Origin of the sequence: Marisediminitalea aggregata (assembly GCF_900129565.1) — a bacterium.
Taxonomy (GTDB): domain Bacteria; phylum Pseudomonadota; class Gammaproteobacteria; order Enterobacterales; family Alteromonadaceae; genus Alteromonas; species Alteromonas aggregata.
This window is the reverse complement of sequence record NZ_FQWD01000005.1, coordinates 1-20,718: the sequence shown is the minus strand read 5'-3', so window position 1 is coordinate 20,718 and position 20,718 is coordinate 1. Positions and strand designations below refer to the sequence as shown.

The 20,718-nt window shown below is 49.0% G+C and carries 21 protein-coding genes and 2 rRNA genes; 11 read left to right on the top strand and 12 right to left on the bottom strand.

Going from position 1 to position 20,718, the window contains the following annotated elements:
• Positions 1-138: 138 nt before the first annotated feature.
• Entirely contained in the window at positions 139-1,197 is a 1,059-nt protein-coding gene (locus tag BUB81_RS14375) for a glycosyltransferase family 9 protein (protein ID WP_245819225.1), read from the bottom strand.
• Between the two features lie 87 nt (positions 1,198-1,284).
• Between BUB81_RS14375 and BUB81_RS14370 the strand changes: the two genes are divergently transcribed.
• Positions 1,285-2,037 (top strand): 3-deoxy-D-manno-octulosonic acid kinase, encoded by a 753-nt coding sequence (locus BUB81_RS14370; RefSeq protein ID WP_084526587.1) that lies wholly within the window; start codon positions 1,285-1,287, stop codon positions 2,035-2,037.
• A 39-nt stretch (positions 2,038-2,076) separates the two neighbouring features.
• On the top strand, positions 2,077-2,562 hold the full coding sequence (gene coaD, locus BUB81_RS14365) for a pantetheine-phosphate adenylyltransferase (RefSeq protein ID WP_073323990.1): 486 nt from the start codon (positions 2,077-2,079) through the stop codon (positions 2,560-2,562).
• A 19-nt stretch (positions 2,563-2,581) separates the two neighbouring features.
• Here the strand turns inward: coaD and mutM are convergent, their stop codons facing one another.
• From mutM to radC, 9 genes are all read right to left on the bottom strand, one after another.
• Positions 2,582-3,397 carry a bifunctional DNA-formamidopyrimidine glycosylase/DNA-(apurinic or apyrimidinic site) lyase gene (gene mutM, locus BUB81_RS14360; RefSeq protein WP_073323988.1) on the bottom strand — a complete coding sequence of 272 codons (816 nt, stop codon included), beginning with the start codon at positions 3,395-3,397 and terminating at the stop codon, positions 2,582-2,584.
• Positions 3,397-3,873, bottom strand: a complete 477-nt coding sequence (locus BUB81_RS14355) for a hypothetical protein (protein ID WP_073323986.1) — start codon at positions 3,871-3,873, stop codon at positions 3,397-3,399. Before BUB81_RS14355 ends, mutM begins: the two co-directional genes overlap by 1 nt.
• 83 nt (positions 3,874-3,956) lie before the next feature.
• Positions 3,957-4,112, bottom strand: coding sequence for a 50S ribosomal protein L33 (rpmG, locus tag BUB81_RS14350; protein ID WP_012516577.1), 156 nt, complete (start codon positions 4,110-4,112; stop codon positions 3,957-3,959).
• Between the two features lie 12 nt (positions 4,113-4,124).
• Entirely contained in the window at positions 4,125-4,361 is a 237-nt protein-coding gene (gene rpmB, locus BUB81_RS14345; RefSeq protein WP_073323984.1) for a 50S ribosomal protein L28, read from the bottom strand.
• 185 nt (positions 4,362-4,546) lie between these two features.
• Positions 4,547-6,652 carry a YjbH domain-containing protein gene (locus BUB81_RS14340; RefSeq protein WP_281250817.1) on the bottom strand — a complete coding sequence of 702 codons (2,106 nt, stop codon included), beginning with the start codon at positions 6,650-6,652 and terminating at the stop codon, positions 4,547-4,549.
• Between the two features lie 2 nt (positions 6,653-6,654).
• Positions 6,655-7,386: a capsule biosynthesis GfcC family protein gene (locus BUB81_RS14335; RefSeq protein WP_084526585.1), complete on the bottom strand. Its 732-nt coding sequence runs from the start codon at positions 7,384-7,386 to the stop codon at positions 6,655-6,657.
• 1 nt (position 7,387) lies between these two features.
• Positions 7,388-8,080 (bottom strand): YjbF family lipoprotein, encoded by a 693-nt coding sequence (locus BUB81_RS14330; protein ID WP_073323980.1) that lies wholly within the window; start codon positions 8,078-8,080, stop codon positions 7,388-7,390.
• 89 nt (positions 8,081-8,169) lie between these two features.
• A complete protein-coding gene (locus tag BUB81_RS21975) occupies positions 8,170-8,553 on the bottom strand; it encodes a hypothetical protein (protein ID WP_073323978.1) in 384 nt (127 codons plus the stop codon).
• Between the two features lie 172 nt (positions 8,554-8,725).
• Positions 8,726-9,400: a RadC family protein gene (gene radC, locus BUB81_RS14320; RefSeq protein WP_073323976.1), complete on the bottom strand. Its 675-nt coding sequence runs from the start codon at positions 9,398-9,400 to the stop codon at positions 8,726-8,728.
• Between the two features lie 196 nt (positions 9,401-9,596).
• Here radC and coaBC point away from each other — a divergent pair, with 196 nt between their 5' ends.
• The 9 genes from coaBC (at position 9,597) to BUB81_RS14275 (ending at position 19,388) form a co-directional block, all read left to right on the top strand.
• Positions 9,597-10,802 carry a bifunctional phosphopantothenoylcysteine decarboxylase/phosphopantothenate--cysteine ligase CoaBC gene (gene coaBC, locus BUB81_RS14315; protein ID WP_073323974.1) on the top strand — a complete coding sequence of 402 codons (1,206 nt, stop codon included), beginning with the start codon at positions 9,597-9,599 and terminating at the stop codon, positions 10,800-10,802.
• 65 nt (positions 10,803-10,867) lie between these two features.
• Complete coding sequence (gene slmA / locus BUB81_RS14310; protein WP_073323972.1) at positions 10,868-11,458, top strand: nucleoid occlusion factor SlmA; 591 nt, start codon at positions 10,868-10,870, stop codon at positions 11,456-11,458.
• A 96-nt stretch (positions 11,459-11,554) separates the two neighbouring features.
• Complete coding sequence (locus tag BUB81_RS14305) at positions 11,555-12,127, top strand: TetR/AcrR family transcriptional regulator (RefSeq protein WP_073323969.1); 573 nt, start codon at positions 11,555-11,557, stop codon at positions 12,125-12,127.
• Between the two features lie 189 nt (positions 12,128-12,316).
• Positions 12,317-12,643 carry a DUF1820 family protein gene (locus BUB81_RS14300; protein WP_073323967.1) on the top strand — a complete coding sequence of 109 codons (327 nt, stop codon included), beginning with the start codon at positions 12,317-12,319 and terminating at the stop codon, positions 12,641-12,643.
• Positions 12,644-12,680: 37 nt separating this feature from the next.
• Positions 12,681-13,169 (top strand): hypothetical protein, encoded by a 489-nt coding sequence (locus BUB81_RS14295; protein WP_073323965.1) that lies wholly within the window; start codon positions 12,681-12,683, stop codon positions 13,167-13,169.
• A gap of 133 nt (positions 13,170-13,302) precedes the next feature.
• A complete protein-coding gene (locus tag BUB81_RS14290) occupies positions 13,303-13,995 on the top strand; it encodes a hypothetical protein (RefSeq protein WP_073323963.1) in 693 nt (230 codons plus the stop codon).
• 12 nt (positions 13,996-14,007) lie between these two features.
• On the top strand, positions 14,008-15,414 hold the full coding sequence (locus BUB81_RS14285) for a Y-family DNA polymerase (protein ID WP_073323961.1): 1,407 nt from the start codon (positions 14,008-14,010) through the stop codon (positions 15,412-15,414).
• Between the two features lies 1 nt (position 15,415).
• On the top strand, positions 15,416-18,475 hold the full coding sequence (locus BUB81_RS14280; RefSeq protein WP_073323959.1) for an error-prone DNA polymerase: 3,060 nt from the start codon (positions 15,416-15,418) through the stop codon (positions 18,473-18,475).
• Positions 18,476-18,608: 133 nt separating this feature from the next.
• Positions 18,609-19,388 carry a type 2 periplasmic-binding domain-containing protein gene (locus BUB81_RS14275; protein ID WP_073323957.1) on the top strand — a complete coding sequence of 260 codons (780 nt, stop codon included), beginning with the start codon at positions 18,609-18,611 and terminating at the stop codon, positions 19,386-19,388.
• Positions 19,389-20,177: 789 nt separating this feature from the next.
• Here the strand turns inward: BUB81_RS14275 and rrf are convergent.
• Both rrf and BUB81_RS14265 read right to left on the bottom strand, forming a co-directional pair.
• Positions 20,178-20,293 (bottom strand): 5S ribosomal RNA (rrf, locus tag BUB81_RS14270).
• A 129-nt stretch (positions 20,294-20,422) separates the two neighbouring features.
• A 23S ribosomal RNA gene (locus BUB81_RS14265) occupies positions 20,423-20,718 on the bottom strand; the annotation flags it as partial.

The window sequence follows — 20,718 nt, the reverse complement described above, 5'->3', positions numbered from 1 at the left end:
CAATGTTGCTCCTTAACAAACAGACCTCTGAGTTAGCCTGGAAAATCCCCCGTTCGGCTTTCGGATCATGCTGAAGATGAATGACTTTCCTAAGTGTAGAAAAGAACAGCAATAATTAAAGCGTTCGCCTTCGAAATTCTACTTATTAAGTACTTTTACAAGTACGTTTTCTACTTGTTCAGGTTGAATTCGCGCCATCAGTGATTCTCCTTTGGCACGCGTTCCCCAAGGCAGCGACTGCCACGGTTTACCGTGTTGTTCCGCTACGCAATCGGCGTAAACAGACACGACCTCGTCGCGATTCAAATACGGCCCGGTACGAATAGGGTTCGAGTGGGCATACAAACCCACTACTGGCGTGCCCACCGTCGTTGCCATGTGCGCAGGCCCGGTGTCAGGGGCAACCACCACTTTTGCCCGGGCCAACACACCCGCCAGCTCTTTCAGTGTGGTTTTACCAATCAGGTCCTGCTCTACTGTCGCACCTGCGGCCAGTATCGCGTCGCCGATTTGCCTGTCTAAAGGTGCAGGTCCTCCGCACAATAATACCTTAAGGCCTTGGTTTACAAGCCAGTTAGCTATACTTGCGTATCCTTCTGCAGTCCAATTGCGTTCTGCTTTAGACGCCGCTGGACAGATAACCGCATAGTCCCCAAGGTTATCGGCCAATGCCACACCGACTTGAAGGTCATCGGATGACAATGGCAATGACCACTGTAGCTCAGCAGCCGGCGGAATACCCATGGCGTCGGCAAAGGCCATAAAGCCCTCCAGCACATGGGGCTGATGTTGCGCAGCTATGCGTTTATTAATGAATAAACTGTGTCCTTCCTTGCTGCGTGCTTTGTCGAAACCCAACCGAACTTTAGCCCGAATTGCCCGTGACAATAAATTCGCTCTCAGTGCAATTTGCATGATGCAAAGCACATCAAAGCGCGTGTCTTTGAACTGTGCCTTGATGGCTTTCATGCCCTGGCGGCCGGTTTTTTTGTCGTATACCACAAAGTCCACCCCGTCCATGCCCTTGAGTAACTGGTATTCGATTTTGCCAATGATCCAGGTTATTCGAATATCCGGGCGATGCGTTCTGATGCGATGCACCATGGCGGCCGCATGACAGACATCACCTATGGCAGAAAGCCGTAGCAGGCATAACGACCCGTTTGTCGGGATGGTAATTTTACTGAGGGTAGACAAATAAACTTCCACATAACACTGATAAACCACCGTAATTTGATTACAATCAGGGGCAAGAAACAAGTCTAATGTCTGAGAAAAACCCGTTTGATTGATCTGGCACCCACACAACAAGGCCGCGATGTCGTACTTTACAACCTGCAGGCATGCGAGGTAATGGGTATATCGCCACCTGAAGCGCAGTGGCTGCATACTGACTTCTGGACACAACGTGCTCATGGTAAGCCCGACAGCGGACGCGGCGAGGCGGTCATTATTAACGAACCGGCTCCCATGGTGCTTCGCACCTATTGCCGAGGCGGGCTTGTCAGGCATTTTTCTCAACGCCGGTTTATGTATAACGGCTTAGACGCGACCCGCCCGTTCCGCGAACTGCAACTGCTGCACACCATGCACAAGGCGGGATTACCCGTGCCATTGGGATTAGCTGGCAGAGTCAGTCGTTTTGGACTGGCATATGAAGCCGCCATCCTGATGCAACAGATCCCGCGCTGTCAGGAAGTCCACCAGCGCATTCAGCGCAATGCAATGCCCAATACACTGTGGCAGGGTATGGGTGAGGTCATCCGCCGCATGCACGATATTCAGGTGTATCACCATGACTTGAATATCCATAACATTCTCATTGATGACGAAGACGCCCTCTGGCTAATTGACTTCGATAAGTGCGGTCAGAAAAGTGGTCATCAGTGGAAGCCTGGCAACCTGGAGCGTCTGCAGCGCTCATTGCTAAAAGAACAGGCAAAATCAGCCTCAACCTATTACTTTAACGACGACAACTGGCAGGCGCTTTTGAACGGCTATCAGCAGCCAATTGCAAGTTCGCCGAATTCCCGCTAGTGTCGGCTCTCTACCCTACATATTCATTTGGTAATCACTATGCAAACACGAGCTATTTATCCCGGAACCTTTGACCCGATCACCAATGGCCACGCCGACTTAATTGAGCGTGCTGCCCGTATGTTTGATGAAGTGATTGTGGCCATTGCGGCCAACCCCAGTAAACAGCCCTTGTTTACGCTGGACGAGCGCGTACGGTTAATTACCACCGTCACCCAGGATCTGGACAATGTTACCGTGGTAGGCTTTACCGGCCTGCTGGCAGAATTCGCTCGCCAGCAGCAAGCGACTATTTTGATCAGGGGGTTGCGGGCAGTTGCGGATTTTGAATACGAGTTTCAGTTGGCCAACATGAACCGCAGACTTAACCCCGATTTGGAAAGTGTGTTTTTAACGCCGTCGGAAGAAAACTCGTTTATTTCTTCAACTCTGGTGAAGGAAGTGGCGTTACACCATGGCGATGTCGGGCAGTTTTGCGATCCGGTAGTAAAAGACGCGTTAGAGCAAAAGCTCCACAAACGTTAGATCAGCACTATCCGAGCGCTCAGGACTGGCAGGTTGGGCAGTAAAAGGTATTTCGTTGCCCAATCACCACACTTTTAATGGGTGTCTCACAAGTTAAGCAAGGCTCACCGGTGCGACCATATACATTTAATGACTGGGCAAAGTACCCGGGGTTGCCATCGCTTTGAGTGAAGTCTTTGAGCGTGGTGCCGCCTTGGCGGATGGCCTTCGCCAGCACCTGCTTAATGGCTTCCGTAAGCACTTCATAGCGCTTAGCGCTCACTCTTCCGGCCTTGCGACGCGGATCAATGCCAGACATGAATAGCGCTTCGTTGGCGTAGATATTCCCTACCCCCACCACCACGGCGTTGTCCATAATGAAATTCTTCACTGCCACCTGCTTGCCTTTTGACAGCGTGATCAAGCGCTGGGCATCGAAGTCTTCGGTGAGGGGCTCTGGCCCCAGATTCGCCAGTAGTTTACTTGGTGCGTCACCGGGCTGCTGATACAGACAGGCGCCAAAGCGACGTGGATCGTTGAGGCGCAAGCAAATACCGTTAGCCAGAACAATATCGATGTGATCGTGTTTCACCGGCGGCGTAGTTGCTGGTAGTACGCGTAGTTTGCCCGACATGCCCAAATGAAGCACGATGACGGCCTGATTACTCAACTGAATGAGCAGGTATTTTGCACGGCGATTAACCGCCAGGATTTCACTGCCCGAGGCTTGTTGAATAGTCTCTGGCACCGGCCAGCGCAATCGGGCGTCACGTACAATAACCCGACTAATGGTTTGCCCTTCCAGGTGCGGTGCGATGCCCAGGCGGGAGACTTCGACTTCTGGTAACTCAGGCACTACATTTCCTCCGAATCACCTAACCAGGGTAGCAACTCATCGATAGTAACCTGATTGAGCATGTACCAATCGCTGTCAAACTGGATCCACACTTTGTTGGCCGCGGGCACAATAGCGTACACCCGGCCCTGTGTTGCACCAGCCAGCCATACAACCGTAATAAGGGGTTCGGTTTGCAAAACGCTTCTGGGCGGCTTTGCCATGTCCATGGTGGCCTGTCGCCACACGTCGATATGTTGCTCGGGGGTACTGGCCAGGGTTTGTCTTACCCCGCTCCAACGCCATTGCTGGCCCACCCGCTCAAGTTTATGGCTGCCTTGTTCAATTTTCAGAACATAGCCGTCTTTTGGCAGCAGTGGAATTGAGGCCGGCGCAGTCGCCGACGGCAGAAAGCTGTTAATATTAAACAAAAAAATCATGCCCAACATGGCAAAAATTACCACGTTATTAAATGCTCGCTTCGACATTCTGGCCATGTTCGCTACCTACCGCATTGAATTCTGTTCACGCAAAAAACCCGGCTCAAGCCGGGTTTTCGTGGAGACAAAAGCAAGTTTTGTTACTTGATTTTGGCTTCTTTGAACATAACGTGCTTACGAACAACTGGATCATACTTTTTGATTTCCATTTTGCCCGGCATGTTACGCTTGTTTTTGTCAGTGGTGTAGAAGAAACCAGTACCAGCTGAAGAAACTAATTTAATTTTATCACGCATGAGTTGGCTTCCTTAGATCTTTTCACCACGGGCACGGATGTCTGCTAATACAGCATCGATGCCTTTCTTATCGATAATACGCATACCTTTTGGAGTAAGGCGTAATTTCACAAAACGGTTTTCGCTTTCAACCCAAAAACGGTGAGTTTGAAGGTTAGGTAAAAAACGACGACGAGTCGCATTGCGAGCGTGAGAGCGGTTGTTACCTACCGCAGGACGCTTACCTGTTACTTGACATACTCTTGACATTATTTGTCTCCAGAACAACGAATTTTGTCGTGTCAGTCGTTTTTGCGCATTTTTAATGGCAATGCAACTGACGATATAACCTTAATAAAGAGGGCGCATTTTATACAGCAAATGCGCGACAAATTCAACTTAAAAAGCGAAAAAAGTCGCGCAAACCCGATCACGGCCTGACTTTGCGGCCGGTTCTAGTCAAAAAATGGCGACCGTTTTTCCGTGGTGCTGATCAGGTTAACCGGGCGATTCAGCATTTGTCCACCGTCCCGCGCAATCGGGATCCAGGGGAAAGTGCCACGGCCCGTAGCCGGTTTCAACACAAATAAATCAAACGGTACCGAGATAAAGAATCCCTTGGTAAAACTACCTTCGCCGTATTCTTCTGCTGACACATTGGTAAACGACGCAAACGCACCTACCACAATGCCGCTGTCGAAACGCTTGGCGAATTCGATATTCACCCCTTTGTCGCGCGCCAGGAATTGACCTGCGCTCAGGCGAATGCGCGCATCAGGCAAAATCTCAGGTTGCCAGTACACACTGGCGAAACCGGTAAAAGCTTTGTAATCCAGTAAACCGAATTCGTTTTCGAAATCGCGCTGCTGAACATAGTTCGCGTCGATACCGAATGCCCAGCGACTGTCGAGCGGCCGGTACATCACTTCAGCGCCCACCCCGGCATACATGGTTTCAAGGTACCCAGCATACCCGGCGTAGTACCAGTCATCGCCGTAGGTGTCGAACCAGTTGCCGTACAGCGAGTTCATCGACATAACGCCGTTGGTCACGTATTCGCGGGTTTGTGTGCGCACACGCGGCAATGCAGACTCTTCATTATCCACTTTGAAGTTGAATTTATCGAAGTTCTCCAACAGCGTCGCGCTCACCGTACCATACACACCGAAGTTACGATTAAACTGGTAACCGCCGGTGAACATCAGGCCAGCCTGATACATGTAAAAGGCTTCCGGGTTACCAATGGATTGCGTCCAGAAGAACTCAGCGCCATACAACATGCCCGACTCGGTTTTGGGGGTAAAGTTTTCCCGGGTTTCAGCATCAGGCGACGTGCGGTAATAGGTCGATGGCAAATCGGTTTCAGGCACTTCGTACTTCGCGTGCTGCTTGAATTCGTCCGCATCCACTACCGTGTCGACCATCAGGTGGTTACCCGTATGCTCGACAATGTGGTATTCCTTCACGGACTCTGGCATTTCAGATGCCAGAATGCGCCCCACACGCTCTATGGCTTCTTCGTCATCGCGATACGAGGTTTGCACCCCGTAAATGGTCGCGCTGGTTTCATCGATATCCAGGTCGTTCGGCACGAACCCGGCGTTTGTCACGAGATTGCTGACCAGCCGTAGCTTGTTAATGGACTCAACGTCTGCAGCGGGCTCCTTGTCGGTAATATCCATTGGCGGACGGACAACTTTTTGCTGTTTGACGGTGTGCATATTCAACCGGTAGCTCACCCCAAACCCAACCGTGTTGCCGCGCTGATAGTTGAGGGTAAAGTCAAACCCCTTCCAGCGATACAACGCCCCTACGTTCCAGCGAGTGTCCTGTTGCAAAGCACCTGCGCGGTCATCTACGTAGTTATTCCCTTCGTATTCCGCTTTTAACGTCAGCCCGTCTATGGGAGTGCGGTATTCTACCCCCCCAAAGAACGCCATAGGCCCCTTGAAGAAGTTTTGGTAATCCACCTTACCGCCACGGCCCGAGAACCCGGTAGGTCGCTCACAGTAGCTGTCGCGCAGTTTACAGAAAGGACTGGTTACATCGTCATGGGTTCCCATGTATCCCCAGCCTACACCGGCGTGAAAATCAAAGGGGCCGACAGACTTACTCATATTGACAAATTCGCTGTCGAAGAAGCCCGTGCCCCCAAAGTCGCGGAATCCTAACGATATGTCGGGCAGATAGTAACTTTCTTCCCACAAGCGAAATTTTACGTCGAGTCCTTTGTCTTTGAGTGTTTGGTCGCCACTAAAGCTGTCTACGTTACTGTAAAGCCGGGTACGGGTATCGGTATAACGCGCGGTAGCTTCCATCCAGGGGAAGAGCTGCAGGCTCACCGACCAAAAGCGGTATTCCTGATTGTCTGTGTAATTAAGAGATAACGACCCTTCGGGCATCATTCGAGCCGTTGGGGTTTGCCACAGACCTACCCCTCCCTGCACCATCTGCGAGGGCGATACACTGTAAGGATTATCTGCAGCCGGCACTTCATCTGCTACCGCTACACCACTCATTAATGCCGTTGCCACGGCAAGCCTTAAATTCAAAGCAGTCACGGTTACATCCTGTGTTGTAGCAATCTGGCGATATGATCATTGAGCTGCTCAATGTCGTCGCTGAATAAATCAGTTTGAAGCGGCAGGTAAATCACACTGCCAGGCATTGGCTTGTAGTGTGTATTGTTCCAATAGGCGATACCCTGCTTGGACACCTTGCCATCAGGCTCTATAACGTACACATAATCCTTGTCGGAGGAGTCCGCTGGCGTTGCTTGTTCCAGGTAGTCGCGCACGGTCGAGGCATTGTTAAATGTCAGTGTCTGTTGCGCACCAATTGGCCCAACCAGCGACACACTCTGCATGCTGGGCTTCGCTTTTATGTAATAGCGGCCCGACACAAAGCCGGGATTGCGTTTGGGGTTTAATCTGGCCTGATCGAAATCGACATCAATGTTGAGCCGACGCATAAGATGCCAGTCGCTGATGTCACGGTAAAGATCGCTCAACAGAGTATGGCGAGCTGAACCCGAGGATTGTCGGCGGATCAGATTTGCCAGTAGCTGCATGACGTCAGCACGCTGCGCTTCTGCTTTCGGGCTGTCCAGCTCATACACTTCGGCCCCGGCCCAGTAAACCGAATGCGGGTCGGGCAGTGTTGCCAGCACCTCGGCCAGCTTAACGGGTTTGTCGAAGGTAATAATGGTATTTTGCGCATTAAACGACAATTGGGCTGCGGTTACAGCTTGGCTCAACAGGCATAACGCGAGTAAGCACCCTAAATGCCTCTTCATACTATAAGCCCCCACTGTTTTTGATGTGGCGTGCAATGCGGCTAACGTAAGTGATCACCATGGCTTCAGTAAAAGGTGAGGCGGTTTGCTCACTGTAAAAGACGTTGCCCGAGACAGGCTCTACCAGGTAGCTGTTTTCCCAGTCGTAAGCGCTGTCCCAATATGGCGTAGAAGGCTCTGTACGCACAGTTTCCACCCATTTGTCGAGTGTGAAAGTTTGACCGTAGAACGATTTGGTTACCGTGCCATCTTTTTTAAATGTTGATTCAACAGGTAAGCCGTATTCATGATTGGCAATATCGATGGTGTATTGCCAGGTCGTTGTGTTGGCTGATGCGATATCCACCAGCGGATTCGTGTCGAGATGACTGGTACTCAGAACGTCTTTGGCAAACCCCGACGTCTGTACCAACTTGTCGTGATGGAACACGAAAACGGCATGGTCGGCAGACACCCACTTATGCTGGTCGTTCTCAAGGTAAGCCAGGGCGAGAAATGCCGGATTTCTGTCGCCTAGCTCAAGTTGCATCAAATCAATTTTACTTTGTTGGATGTCAGCAAGGCTCTTCTCTGGACCTGAGCGAAATGCAAGGCGCAAAGACTCCATATATAAACGATGTGTGGAAGAGCAACTTACAAGGAAAGCGGTAACCACTGCCAAACAGGCAAGGTTACGAAAAGATCTAACGGTCATGCAGCAATTTTGGCCTTAAGATGAACTGATTCCATGTTACACAATAAAAAAGCCGCCTTGAAGGCGGCTTTTTTAAAAATCGTTAACGCTTACTGTTCGCCAGGAGCGTAGATGTAAGTCACAGTTACCGGTACAGTGATAGTTTGTGTACCAGATACAGTTACTGTGTTGGTTACAGTTGTGCCGATGCATACGCCGTCAACCAGTTCGTCGTCGCCGTTACAATCGCCGTCGCCGTCACCATCGCCATCACCGTCTCCATCGCCGTCACCAACAACAGATTTGCCTCGGTTATTAGCAATAATTGATGCAGCCAGAGAGGTTACGATAGCACCAGCCGCAACAGCAGCAGATACAACGCTTCCACTCGCAGCACCAGCAGCACCTGCGCCGCCAGTACCTTCTTGGGCATAAGTACCCGCTGACAGGATGGTCGACGCACCTATCAACGTAGCAAGTAATGTTTTCTTCATGATTAGTCCTTTCTTTGGATATCCGCCAGTAAGGCATATTAGTGCATTTTGCACCAGATGACTATAGGCTAAGAAAAATTAATCAAACATTAATATTTCCGCCCAGTGTCTAAAAACCATCCATGTTTTATGCCAAAAAATCAGTAAAATAGAAATATCCTGGCTAAAATTTCTACAGCAATCCTTGCTGAGCGAGTGAGCATACCTGATTGTCGGCGACAATAAAATGATCAAGCACCTGAATATCTACCAGTTCCATCGCTTTTTTTACGTCCCGGGTTAACGTAATGTCGGCCGGGCTGGGCTTGGGGTTACCGGAAGGGTGGTTATGGACCAGAATAACAGCCGCGGCGTTATCTGCTAGCGCCTGCTTTACCAGCTCTCTGGGATAAACAGCCGCAGCGTTAATAGTACCGGTAAACATTTTCCTGAATGCCAGTAAATGATGCTGGCTATTGAGTAACATGAGAGCAAAGACTTCCTGGTTCAGATCCCGCAACTGTGCGCGTAGATAGAGTTTGGCATCTTCTGCGCTGTGAAACATCGAGCGTTCGTGCAGCGGTTCAGCCAAATGACGCCGGCATATTTCCATGGCGGCCTGAAACTCACAAAACTTGGTTTCTCCAATGCCGGTAACTTTGCACAAATGGCTTTTTGGCGCCGTCATTACGCCGCGCAGCGAACCAAATGTCTGCAATAAGCAACGGGCAATATCCAGCGCGGACAGTCCCTGATTGCCACTGCGGATCAGCACCGCCAGTAACTCGGTATCCGATAGCTGAGCAACGCCCTGCGCTAACAGCTTCTCACGCGGGCGGGACTGTTCGGGTAACCTCAGTAATGTCATGGGATCTCTCGCTTAGTAAATACAGCAATAGCTTAATTAACCGGGTTGTTCATGCCTACTGCACTTCTGCCGTGTTTTCATGCACTAATTTGGTGCGTGAATAACGCCTTCAACGCCATCACTTTTTGATCAATAGCTACACAGCTGAGCCCTTGCATGGTAGTCTTTCGGCGTTTATTCAGTCAGGTGAATATAAATGTCATTAGCAGGAAAAAAGGTGGTTCTGGGGATCACTGGCGGCATTGCAGCTTACAAAACCCCGGATCTGGTAAGAAAACTCACCGCACAAGGTGCCATTGTCAGAGTCGTATTAACCGATTCTGCTACCCATTTTGTTAGTGAGCTGTCATTACAGGCTGTATCGGGTCACCCGGTAAGCACCGACTTATTGGATCCAACAGCCGAAGCCGCCATGGGCCACATTGAACTGGCCAAATGGGCTGATATATTGCTGATCGCGCCTGCCACCGCCAATACCCTTGCCAAACTGGCAAATGGGATTGCCGATGACTTACTTACCACATTATTCCTGGCAACGACGGCCCAGGTAGTCATTGCGCCAGCAATGAATCAGCAAATGTGGAAAGCCATGCCTACGCAGGCAAATATTAACCGCGTTCAGCAGTATGGTGCTTTCCTGGTTGGTCCGGCCGACGGCGAACAGGCCTGTGGTGATGTTGGTCCCGGTCGCATGCTGGAACCAGAAGCCATCGTTGAAAGCCTGATGACCTATATAAGCCGCGAGCAGCCGCTTGCGGGCAAATCCCTGGTTATTACTGCGGGCCCTACGCGTGAAAGCCTGGACCCGGTGCGCTTTATTTCTAATCACAGCTCGGGAAAAATGGGTTTTGCGATTGCCCAACAGGCGCTGGCTTTAGGCGCCAAAGTAACCCTGGTTGCGGGACCGGTGAATTTGCCCACGCCTGTTGGTGCCAGTCGAATCAATGTTGAAAGCGCCGACCAAATGCTCGAGGCCGTTATGAGTCAGGTAGCAAACAGCGACATTTTTATTGCTACCGCCGCTGTGGCGGACTACCGCGCGTCTGATATTGCCGACAACAAAATAAAGAAGAATGCGGATACGTTAACACTTACTTTTGTAAAAAACCCTGATATCCTAAAAACGGTTGCCGGATTGCCTAATCCTCCCTTTTGTGTAGGGTTTGCGGCAGAGAGCCAGAATGTTGAAGCTTATGCTCAAAAGAAACTGGCCGATAAAAAGCTGGATATGATTGCTGCCAACGACATTACTCGGGCAGGATTAGGGTTTAATAGTGACGCCAATGCGCTACATGTATTTTGGAAAGACGGCAGTGTCGAGCTACCGCCTCAACCCAAAACCGAATTAGCACTGGCATTATTGAACCTGATAAACGAACGATACCAATTACAACACAGTTAAATTTTTACTGAACGCATTATTCGGTGATCAGTAGGTACGCCGACAATGGAGGAAGCACGCTCATTATGCCTGCCGCAAAAAAAACCAATCGCAGAGCACAGATTCTACAGGCGCTGGCCGGAATGCTCGAAACCAGTCCGGGTCAACGCATTACTACCGCAAAGCTAGCGGAGAAAGTTGGCGTTTCTGAAGCTGCGCTTTACCGCCACTTTCCCAGCAAAGCGCGGATGTTTGAAGGCCTGATTGAATTCATTGAAGAGACGTTGTTTTCTCGCATTAATAAAATCATTAATGAAGAAAAAGATTCTGCGGCACGTTGCCAGTTGATCCTACATTTGATTTTAGGTTTTGCCGAAAAGAACCCTGGCATTACCCGAATCTTAAACGGCGACGCCTTGTTGGGTGAACAAGAGCGCTTACGCTTGCGAATAGCCAAATTATTTGAGCGGTTGGAAACACAACTCAAACAGATTTTGCGTGAACGCAGACTGCGCGAAGGTAAGCAACTGACTGCCGACGAAGCCTTAATTGCCAATACCCTGATTTGTTTTACTGACGGACGTATTAATCAATTCATTCGCACTGGCTTCCAACGCAAGCCAACCGAGCACTTCAACGAACACTGGGCTTGTTTCAAGCAGTCTTTCTTCTGCTAGCCCCCAAACAGCGATGCGGCTGCATCGCTGTTTGCATTTTCCTTAATGCCTACTACATTTAGAACGTTTATTCTTTTAAAAATCAGAGCGTGAGTTATGCCACGAAAATCACTGTATGACGTCAATGCCATTATGGAGCAGGCGGTTGATATTTTCCTGGAGCACAGTTTTCACGGCGCCGTAATGGAAGAAATCATTGCCCGTACTGAATTTAACCGACGAGGCTTTTATTTAGAATTTGGCAGTAAACAACAGTTTTTATACGACACCCTGTCTTATTATCATGAGCACACTCTGGCCCCTATTGTTCAACACCTTGAAAACCACCATGGTATTGCGTCTATTGAAGCCTTCTTCGATGCGTATATTTCTGCCATGTTTGGCAGAGGGTGTCTATTGATCAATATGGTCACAGAACTTGGCCATGACGATACGACCATTCAGTCAATTGGCCGGCATTATTTAGACCGCTTACAGCTTGGTTTTATTGGTTGTCTGGAGCAAGCACAGCGCCAGGGGACGGTAAAGGCCGAGATTAACGTAGAAGCCGTTGCGCTGCAGCTCACCTGCTTTGTACAAGGCTTTGCCGTGAACAGTATTCTGGCAGAAACCAAAGAAGAACTGCACATTGCAACGCAAGCGTTACTGAACCCGATTATTACCGCATAAACAACGTTCTCGCCCTCTGGCACCCTGGCACGAAATCATTATAATCCGTGAGGGCTGATACTCTCCCCTCTTAACTGAATGGCATTCGAAATGAAGCCAGAGAGGGCAGCCTTCCATTCGGATTGGTGTGGCGATACCCAATTCCTATATTTTTTTCACGCGCAACGTTGGTGTTTTTAGCGAGATATTATGACCGATAAGCAAGTTCTGTATCGTATTCAGTTTGTCAGTAATGGCGAGCGGTATGAATTGTACGTAAGAGAATTATCTCAGGGTGGGCTTTTTGGCTTTGTTGAAATTGGCGATTTTGTGTGGGACAACCACACGCATTTAGTGGTAGATCCGACGCACGAAAAGCTCAAAGATGAGTTTGCCGACGTTACTCGCACGTATATCCCCATGCACAATGTATTGCGTATCGACACAGTAAAAAAACAAGGGACTGCCAAAATCACTCAACTATCTGATAAAGTAACTGCTTTCCCAAGTCCAATTTACACACCGAAGAAAGACTAACCGTGTAAAAGCAGTAACGAAGAGGATTGTAAAACCCATGGTGATATTTGCTTCAATTGCAGCGCTGGTCCTGTTGTTGGTGTACTTTGTAATGCGTGTTCAAAGCTTGCAAAAAGAGCTGGTGCTATCCCAGTCAAACCTCAAAGCCAGCAATCGTCGCATCAGTGATTCAACCAGCGGCATGGTCATGCTGGCAAAGCAAATCCAGCACTTTTTGGTGGAACGCCTGGAGTCGTCCCACAAGCGTGGTTTAATTGACACGGGTGCGTTTGAAGTATTTCAGTTTGTTTTTCACAATATCAGTACCATTGCGGTGTTATGCATGGATAAGGGTATGACCGTAGAAGAAGCGCTGAAGTCGGTACTGCAGGAATCAGAGCTCACCATGGAGTCCATCCGGGAAAAGGTGAAACTGCAACCCAGTGAAATTAGAGTAGCCTGGAGCCAGAACACGTTAGAAGGCTTTGTTATTGCCTGTAAAGGAATTAGCTTCCCGGTAACCAAAACTGAATCAGCCAGTTCGTAAACGCTTTTTGAGTACACCATTTAACGCTTCGCAGTTTGTTTCGGGCTCAGCGTTAACGCAATAATTTGAATGCCTCTTGCAGAGGCATTTTTTTGCGCTACAATACTGTATATAAATACAGTATTTTTTGATTATGAAAAGCGCCATTCACACGTTAACCCAACACCCGGATATCTATTTGGGTAATGCAGCCGACGCCGCTCAATCTCCGATTGAGCGATTGCCTTTGGGTGTAAAAGCACTGGATACGGCGCTGGCAGGAGGGATACCCAGCGCAGGGTTATCCCGTATTCGCTGCCATCAGGGCAGTGGTGAATTTCAGTTATTGCACCCGGTGTTTGCTGCACAACGCAATACTGGCAAAAAGGTGATTTGGTTATACCGCCATCAAAGTATTAACCCAGTCTGGTTGGCGAAACACAAGTTACTCACGGACAGCTGGTTACTCTCACCTGCGAATGAACAAGATGCGCTATGGGCCTGCGAGCAGTGCATTAGAAGCCAGGCATGCAGTTTAATTGTGTACAGTTACGCTTCGCTAAATGCGAAAGCTGCGCGTAGGCTGCAGGTACTAAGCAAACAGTACCAATGCCTGTTGCTGAATATTGACTACAACCTGCAGACGTTTATGTCATTGCCCGTTAATGTGGATTGCGAGCTGTATTACAAAGATACGCAATGGTATATCACGCTTCACAGGGTAGTTGGCAGTTGGCCGAAATCTGACATCCCTATTTGTAACCCGTTACCGGCAAGCAACGATGCCATTATTACTGCCATGCGCGAAACACAATCGGCTTCGGTATCGACGCTCACCGGCAGTTAGCGGGTTTCCCCAATGCAGTGGCTCTATGCGCACTTTCCTTCGTTGCAACTTGATCACTTTGTGCTTGAACAAGCCGAGGATAAACAAGCTGCGCTTGTGGTGTTTTGCCCTCAACACAATGAAATTTTGCAGGTATCTCAATGTGCCTCAACTGCCGGCATTAAACGGGGAATGGGACTTGCCCAGGCTTGCGCTTTGTTAAACCGAATCCAACTTATTCCCTATTCAGCTGAAGTGGAATGCCAACAGCTACACCTTCTGGCAAATCAACTTTATCGCATTGCATCGGATATTGTTTTACTCGAACCTCAGGGCATCGCCATAAAGCTGGACCCCATTATCCACTACTACCACTCGGTTGATAATTTTGTGGCGTTGTTTCACCACGTTCTGCAAAGCACGGCGCTGCGCTACCACTTCGCGAGTGGCCCTAGCGTCGAGGCAGCTCAGGTATTGGCGTTAGCCGGCGCTGATACGGTTTACCTTTCCAATGCTCAGGCATTGATAGCTCTGCAAAACGTATCGCTGAAATACACCCAGTTTACCTCAAAGCAAGTCAGTCAGTTTGACCGCATGGGGATCAGAACACTACAGGCGGTTTTTCAAATCCCGCTAGAGGAAGTGGGGAAGCGATTTGATAACGCCCTGATCAGTTACCTGCTGGCTTTAAAGGGCAATAAGGCCGTTCCCAGGGCAACCTTTCATCCAAAACAACATTTCCGCTACCAGTGTGAACTTCCCTATGAGTTAGAAGACAGCGTGAAACTGCTCAGGTTTTTAACTCAACCTGTTGAGCAGTGTTGTGAGTATCTGGTAAGCCAAAACCTGACCACTGATTCATTGCAGCTTACCCTGCATATGGCGGACTCGCCTAAGCAACATGTAGAAGTACGCGCAGGTGCGCCTATGCACAACGCGAAAGACTGGCTCAGCTTAATTACGTTAAAACTGGAACAGCTTGCACTGACATCTGCTATTCGCGGTTTTCAACTACGCTGTGAACACACGGTTGTATTTCATGCCACGAGTGAACATTTGTTTGCCGTGCGATTTAATCAGCATGCCGAAAACATGCTGATGGGCACACTGTTAGCTAAATTGGGTTCAGACGCAGTTATCACTCCAAGAGTATGTCACGATCATCGTCAGGACTTGCACATTCGTCATGGTTTACCCCATTCCGGGGCGGCCTGTGAACAGCTTCCCTCTGGTCAGCATCCGTGCTGGTTGCTAATCGACCCCCAGCCTTTGTCGACACAAACCAAGATTGTGTATGGCCCGGAACGCATTCAAACCGGATGGTGGGATGATAGTGCGGTAAAGCGCGATTATTTTATTGCGCTCAGTTCAACGGGGCAGCGGCTGTGGATATTCCGCGATCACCAGTCTAACTGGTTTGTTCACGGGTACTTTAGTTAATATGTTTGCTGAGTTAGTTTGCCAGAGTAATTTTTCTTTTCTCGAAGGTGCCTCTCACCCGGAAGAGCTTGTCAGTACCGCCGCGTTTTACGGTTACGAGGCGATTGCCATAACCGATGAATGTTCTGTTGCCGGCATAGTTAGAGCCTGGCAGGAGATCCAGTCCAATCGCTTACCGGTAAAACTGATCACAGGCAGCCTGTTTACCTTTTCAGATTCACTTCGTATTGTCTTAATTTGCCCGAACAAAAGGGCTTACTCCGAGCTGTGCCGTATTATTACGAACGCCCGACGTCGCTCTGCAAAGGGTCAGTATTCGTTGGCTGAATGGGATTTAAAATCGATTCGAGATTGTTTTATTGTTTGGCTACCTAAAGGAAATGAGCATGATGAACACTGGGGTGCCTGGTTGGCAAAACACCACCCTAAGCGGTGCTGGATTGGCGCATCACGCTTACTGGATGGGAGCGATCACGAGACTTTCGCGCATACCCGCAAGCTGCATCAGACATATCATTTTCCGGTAGTTGCCACCAATCAGACGCTTTGTCATCACCCTGACCGACAACCGTTACAACATGTGTTGCACGCAATACGTGAAGGAAAGAAAATTAGTGAGTTAGGGTTTGACGCAATGAAAAACCAGGAGCGCAGCCTCAAGCCACTGACCACCCTCACCCGCTTGTACCCCAAAGCCTGGATAGATGAAAGCATTGCCCTGGCCCACCAGTGCGAATTTTGCCTCAGTGAACTCAAGTACCAGTACCCCTGCGAACTGGTACCTGACGGCTTTAACGCTACCACTTACCTGCGACATTGCGTTGAGCAAGGTATTAAACGGCGCTTTCCTGAAGGGGTTACAGACAGCATTCGCGGAATCATTGAAAAGGAACTCGCACTAATTCATTCCGAGGGATACGAATACTTTTTCCTCACTATTTACGACATTGTTCAGTTCGCTAAATCACAGGGTATTTTGTACCAGGGCAGAGGCTCCGCGGCTAATTCCGTGGTGTGCTACTGCCTTGAAATTACGGCCGTAGATCCGAGGCAAATCAATGTGCTGTTTGAACGATTCATTTCTAAAGAACGCAACGAGCCGCCGGATATCGACGTCGATTTCGAACATGAACGCCGTGAAGAAGTCATTCAGTATATCTACATCAAGTACGGACGTGAACGCACGGCACTTGCGGCAACGGTGATCACCTTTCGCTTTAAAAGTGCATTCAGAGAAGTGGGCAAGGTGCTAGGGTTCGACGAGTCGCAGTTGGGTTACTGGTTAAAGCAAATTAATCTCAGAGACAGAACTCTTGGCTGGAAAGCGCAATTAGCCAGCCTAGGTCTCGACAATACAAATAAAAATCTCGCTCACCTGTTCAGTATTACCGAAACGTTACTGGGCTTTCCTCGACACCTTTCACAACACGTAGGGGGATTCGTTATTTCAGCAGGTCCCTTATACGAATTAGTGCCTGTAGAAAATGCCGCTATGGCAGAACGAACGGTGATCCAGTGGGACAAAGACGATTTAGAGTCACTTGGCTTACTGAAAGTCGATGTTCTCGCTCTGGGTATGTTAACCGCCATCAGAAAGATCTTTGCGCTTATTGAGCAGCGTTATGATTTACCGGTTAGTATTCCGTTTATCAGTAAACATGCTGATGACAAGCAGGTTTATGATGCAATTTGCAACGCTGACACTGTTGGCGTATTTCAAATTGAGTCACGTGCGCAAATGTCGATGCTTCCCAGATTAAGACCGCGCTGCTATTACGACCTCGTTGTGCAGATAGCCATTGTCAGGCCAGGCCCTATTCAGGGTGACATGGTCCACCCCTATTTATTACGGCGACATGGTGACATGCCAGTCACCTACCCTTCAGAGGAAGTAAGGTCGGTGTTAAGCAGAACAATGGGCGTGCCTATTTTTCAGGAACAGGTAATTCAGCTGGCTATGGTGGCAGCAGGGTTTACTGGCGGCGAAGCAGACCAGTTACGACGTGCAATGGCAAGCTGGAAGAAAACCGGCAAGTTGCTTCAATTCCGAAGTAAGCTAATAGATGGGATGACAGAAAGAGGCTACAAAAGTGAATTCGCTGAGCAGTTATTTGAGCAAATTTGTGGATTTGGTGAATATGGATTTCCCGAGTCTCACTCGGCGTCATTCGCTGTCCTGGCCTATGTTTCATCATGGCTTAAGTACTATTTTCCTGCCGAGTTTTACACCGGATTAATGAACAGCTGGCCAATGGGGTTTTACTCTCCTGCTCAGCTTGTAAAAGACGCACAACTTCACCAGATTCGGGTATTGCCTGTCTGTATTAATCATAGTGAATACGATCACAGCTTAACTGCTGCAGGGGAATTACGTCTGGGGTTACGTCAGGTGAAAGGGCTGTCAGAGGAAGGTGCACGCGGACTTGTTACAAATCGACCTCCATCCGGCTTTACGCAGCTCTCATCAATACAGCAATGTGGATTATCTCAGGGAGATATTGCAGCGCTTGCCAGTGCGAATGCACTCACTGATATTTCAGCTCACCGCTTTGATGCCCGCTGGAAAGTAGCAGATACCCAGCAGTCGTTACCCTTATTCAGCGAGGAAAGCAGCGATACATACCAGGTATCAGCCCCTTCGCCTGCTGAAGATATGATTGAAGACTATGCTTCACTGGCCTTGTCGGTAGATAAACACCCCATTGCGCTTTTAAACGCTTCAGGCAAGCTTAAACACATTACTTTTGCCAATCAGTTGGCTCATAAAGCACACAAAACGCCGGTCAGAATTATAGGTAATGTCGTTGGCAGACAAGCACCTGGAACGGCAGGCGGCGTAACCTTTGTTACATTAGAAGACCATACGGGCAATATCAATGTAATCGTCTGGCAGAATACCGCGAGGGCCCAAAAACAACCTTTCCTAAGTGCCACTATTCTCGAGGTACATGGCATTCTGGAACGTTCAAAGGAAGGAGTGTGTCATGTTATCGCAGGCAAACTGATCAACAGAAATGACATGTTTTCATCATTAACCGTTAAATCCAGAGATTTTCATTGAGCGTAATTAGTAGTAAGTACCTACATACGAAAAAACACCTATTCTTAGTCTTTATGGCAAACATTGTTAGAACTACTTGTAATATAGTTCAGTGTTGCTAGGTTTATACTATCTGAGCAGCGGCAATATATTTATGCGTGTAGTCTATCTTCTGTTTTCCATCACATGTCTTCTATTATCTTTGTCTGTCAGAGCGGAAACCTACGTTGTTGCATCTCAAAATATTCCTTACTACCCTCACTACGAGTTTTCTTCGGAAGTAGATAAAGGTTTTGCCTGGGCACTCTTAGAAGCCTACTCAAAACACACAGGCGTGAGTTTTGAATATGTAGCTATGCCGGTACTGAGACTTCAGGTTGAGTTAGAAAAGGGGAATGTCGATCTGGTTTATCCTGACCACCCAACGTGGACAAACCCAGTGAACGATAACAAAACAAAGCATTACAGTGCACCGTTAACCGACAGCCTGGTTGGTACGTTTGTTAAAGCACCTCGTTATGGTCAGGATATAAGCCGGATAAGAAAACTCGCCATAGTGCTTGGTTTTTCTCCTCTATATTGGCAGGACAGAATAGATAGCGGCAAGACCAAACTCATTTCCGTTGCGGATAACAAGGCAGCACTTTACCTTGCACAGCTGGATCGGGCGGATGCTGTTGATATGGATTATTACGTTGCCAATTATTTACTGAGCACGCTGTCTGATGTTGACGACTTTGTCCTTGATCCCAACCTACCGGTAACAACGGTTGAGTTTTGTTTATCGACGCTGAATAACCCGGAGCTAGTTGCCGATATCAGTGAATTCATTGCACAGCATCCTGATGTTGTTGCAAAGCTAAAAGCGCAATATGGATTAGACGATCCAACGGAAAGACTGAAAAAATTGCGAAATCAAAAAGGTCCCGGATAAGCGCTTCGCGCTTTCCGGGGTGACGGTGGTGGTGTTCGTAAATTCAGAGAGTACGTCAGTCCATACTTTTCCCAAAATACAACTCCCCGTGCTTGCGCCCCATCCGTCGTCCCGACCATATGCCCCATCCGCCGTCCCGACCATATGCCCCATCCGTCATCGCGGCCTTGTGCTCCACCCGTCGTCCCGGCCTTGTGCCGGGATCTTATGAACAGTCTGTTTAGCTTAATCTGGTTTGCTCTAAGTTCCCGGATAAGCACTTCGCGCATTCCGGGATGACGGTGGTGGTATTCGTGCTATGAGAGAGTTCGTAGTCCCGGCCTTGTGCCCCATCCGTCGTCCCGGCCTTGTGCCGGGATCTTATGAACAGTCTATTTAGCTTAATATGGTTTGCTCTAAGTTCCCGGATAAGCGCTTCGCGCATTCCGGGATGACGGTGGTGGTATTCGTGCTATGAGAGAGGTCGTAGTCCCGGCCTTGTGCCCCACCCGTCGTCCCGGCCTTGTGCCCCACCCGTCGTCCCGGCCTTGTGCCCCACCCGTCGTCCCGGCCTTGCGCCGGGATCTTATAAACAGTCTGTTTAACTTAATCAGCTTTGCTTTAAGGTCCCGGATAAATGCTGCGCATTTTCCGGGATGACGGTGGTGTTGTTTGCACTTTGCGGGATGACTGTAGCGCGCTTCGCGCTTTTCGGGATGACGGTACGGGGAATGCCAGAGTTGACATGTTTATCACGCGCGCATACGAAAAAGGCCCACTCAATCGAGTGGGCCTTCTTCTTAATTGGGAGCCTGGCGGTGTTCTACTCTCACATGGGGAAGCCCCACACTACCATCGACGCTAACGTGTTTCACTTCTGAGTTCGGAATGGATTCAGGTGGGACCACGTCGCTATTGCCGCCAGGCATTAACTTTTTATAACAACTTGGGAAAGCTTTGATATCAGTGTCAATCAGAGTAACTTCACTACTCTAACTTCTATTAATTAGTCAGTCTTACCAACAACTTCTAAGTAAAAGCTACTTAGGCGTTGTATGGTTAAGCCTCTCGGGCAATTAGTACAGGTTAGCTTAACGCCTCACAACGCTTCCACACCCTGCCTATCAACGTCATAGTCTATAACAACCCTTCCAGACCTTAAAGGTCAGGGATGACTCATCTTGGGGCTCGCTTCCCGCTTAGATGCTTTCAGCGGTTATCGATTCCGAACTTGGCTACCGGGCAATGCCTTTGGCAAAACAACCCGAACACCAGCGGTTCGTCCACTCCGGTCCTCTCGTACTAGGAGCAGCTCCCCTCAATCATCCAACGCCCACACCAGATAGGGACC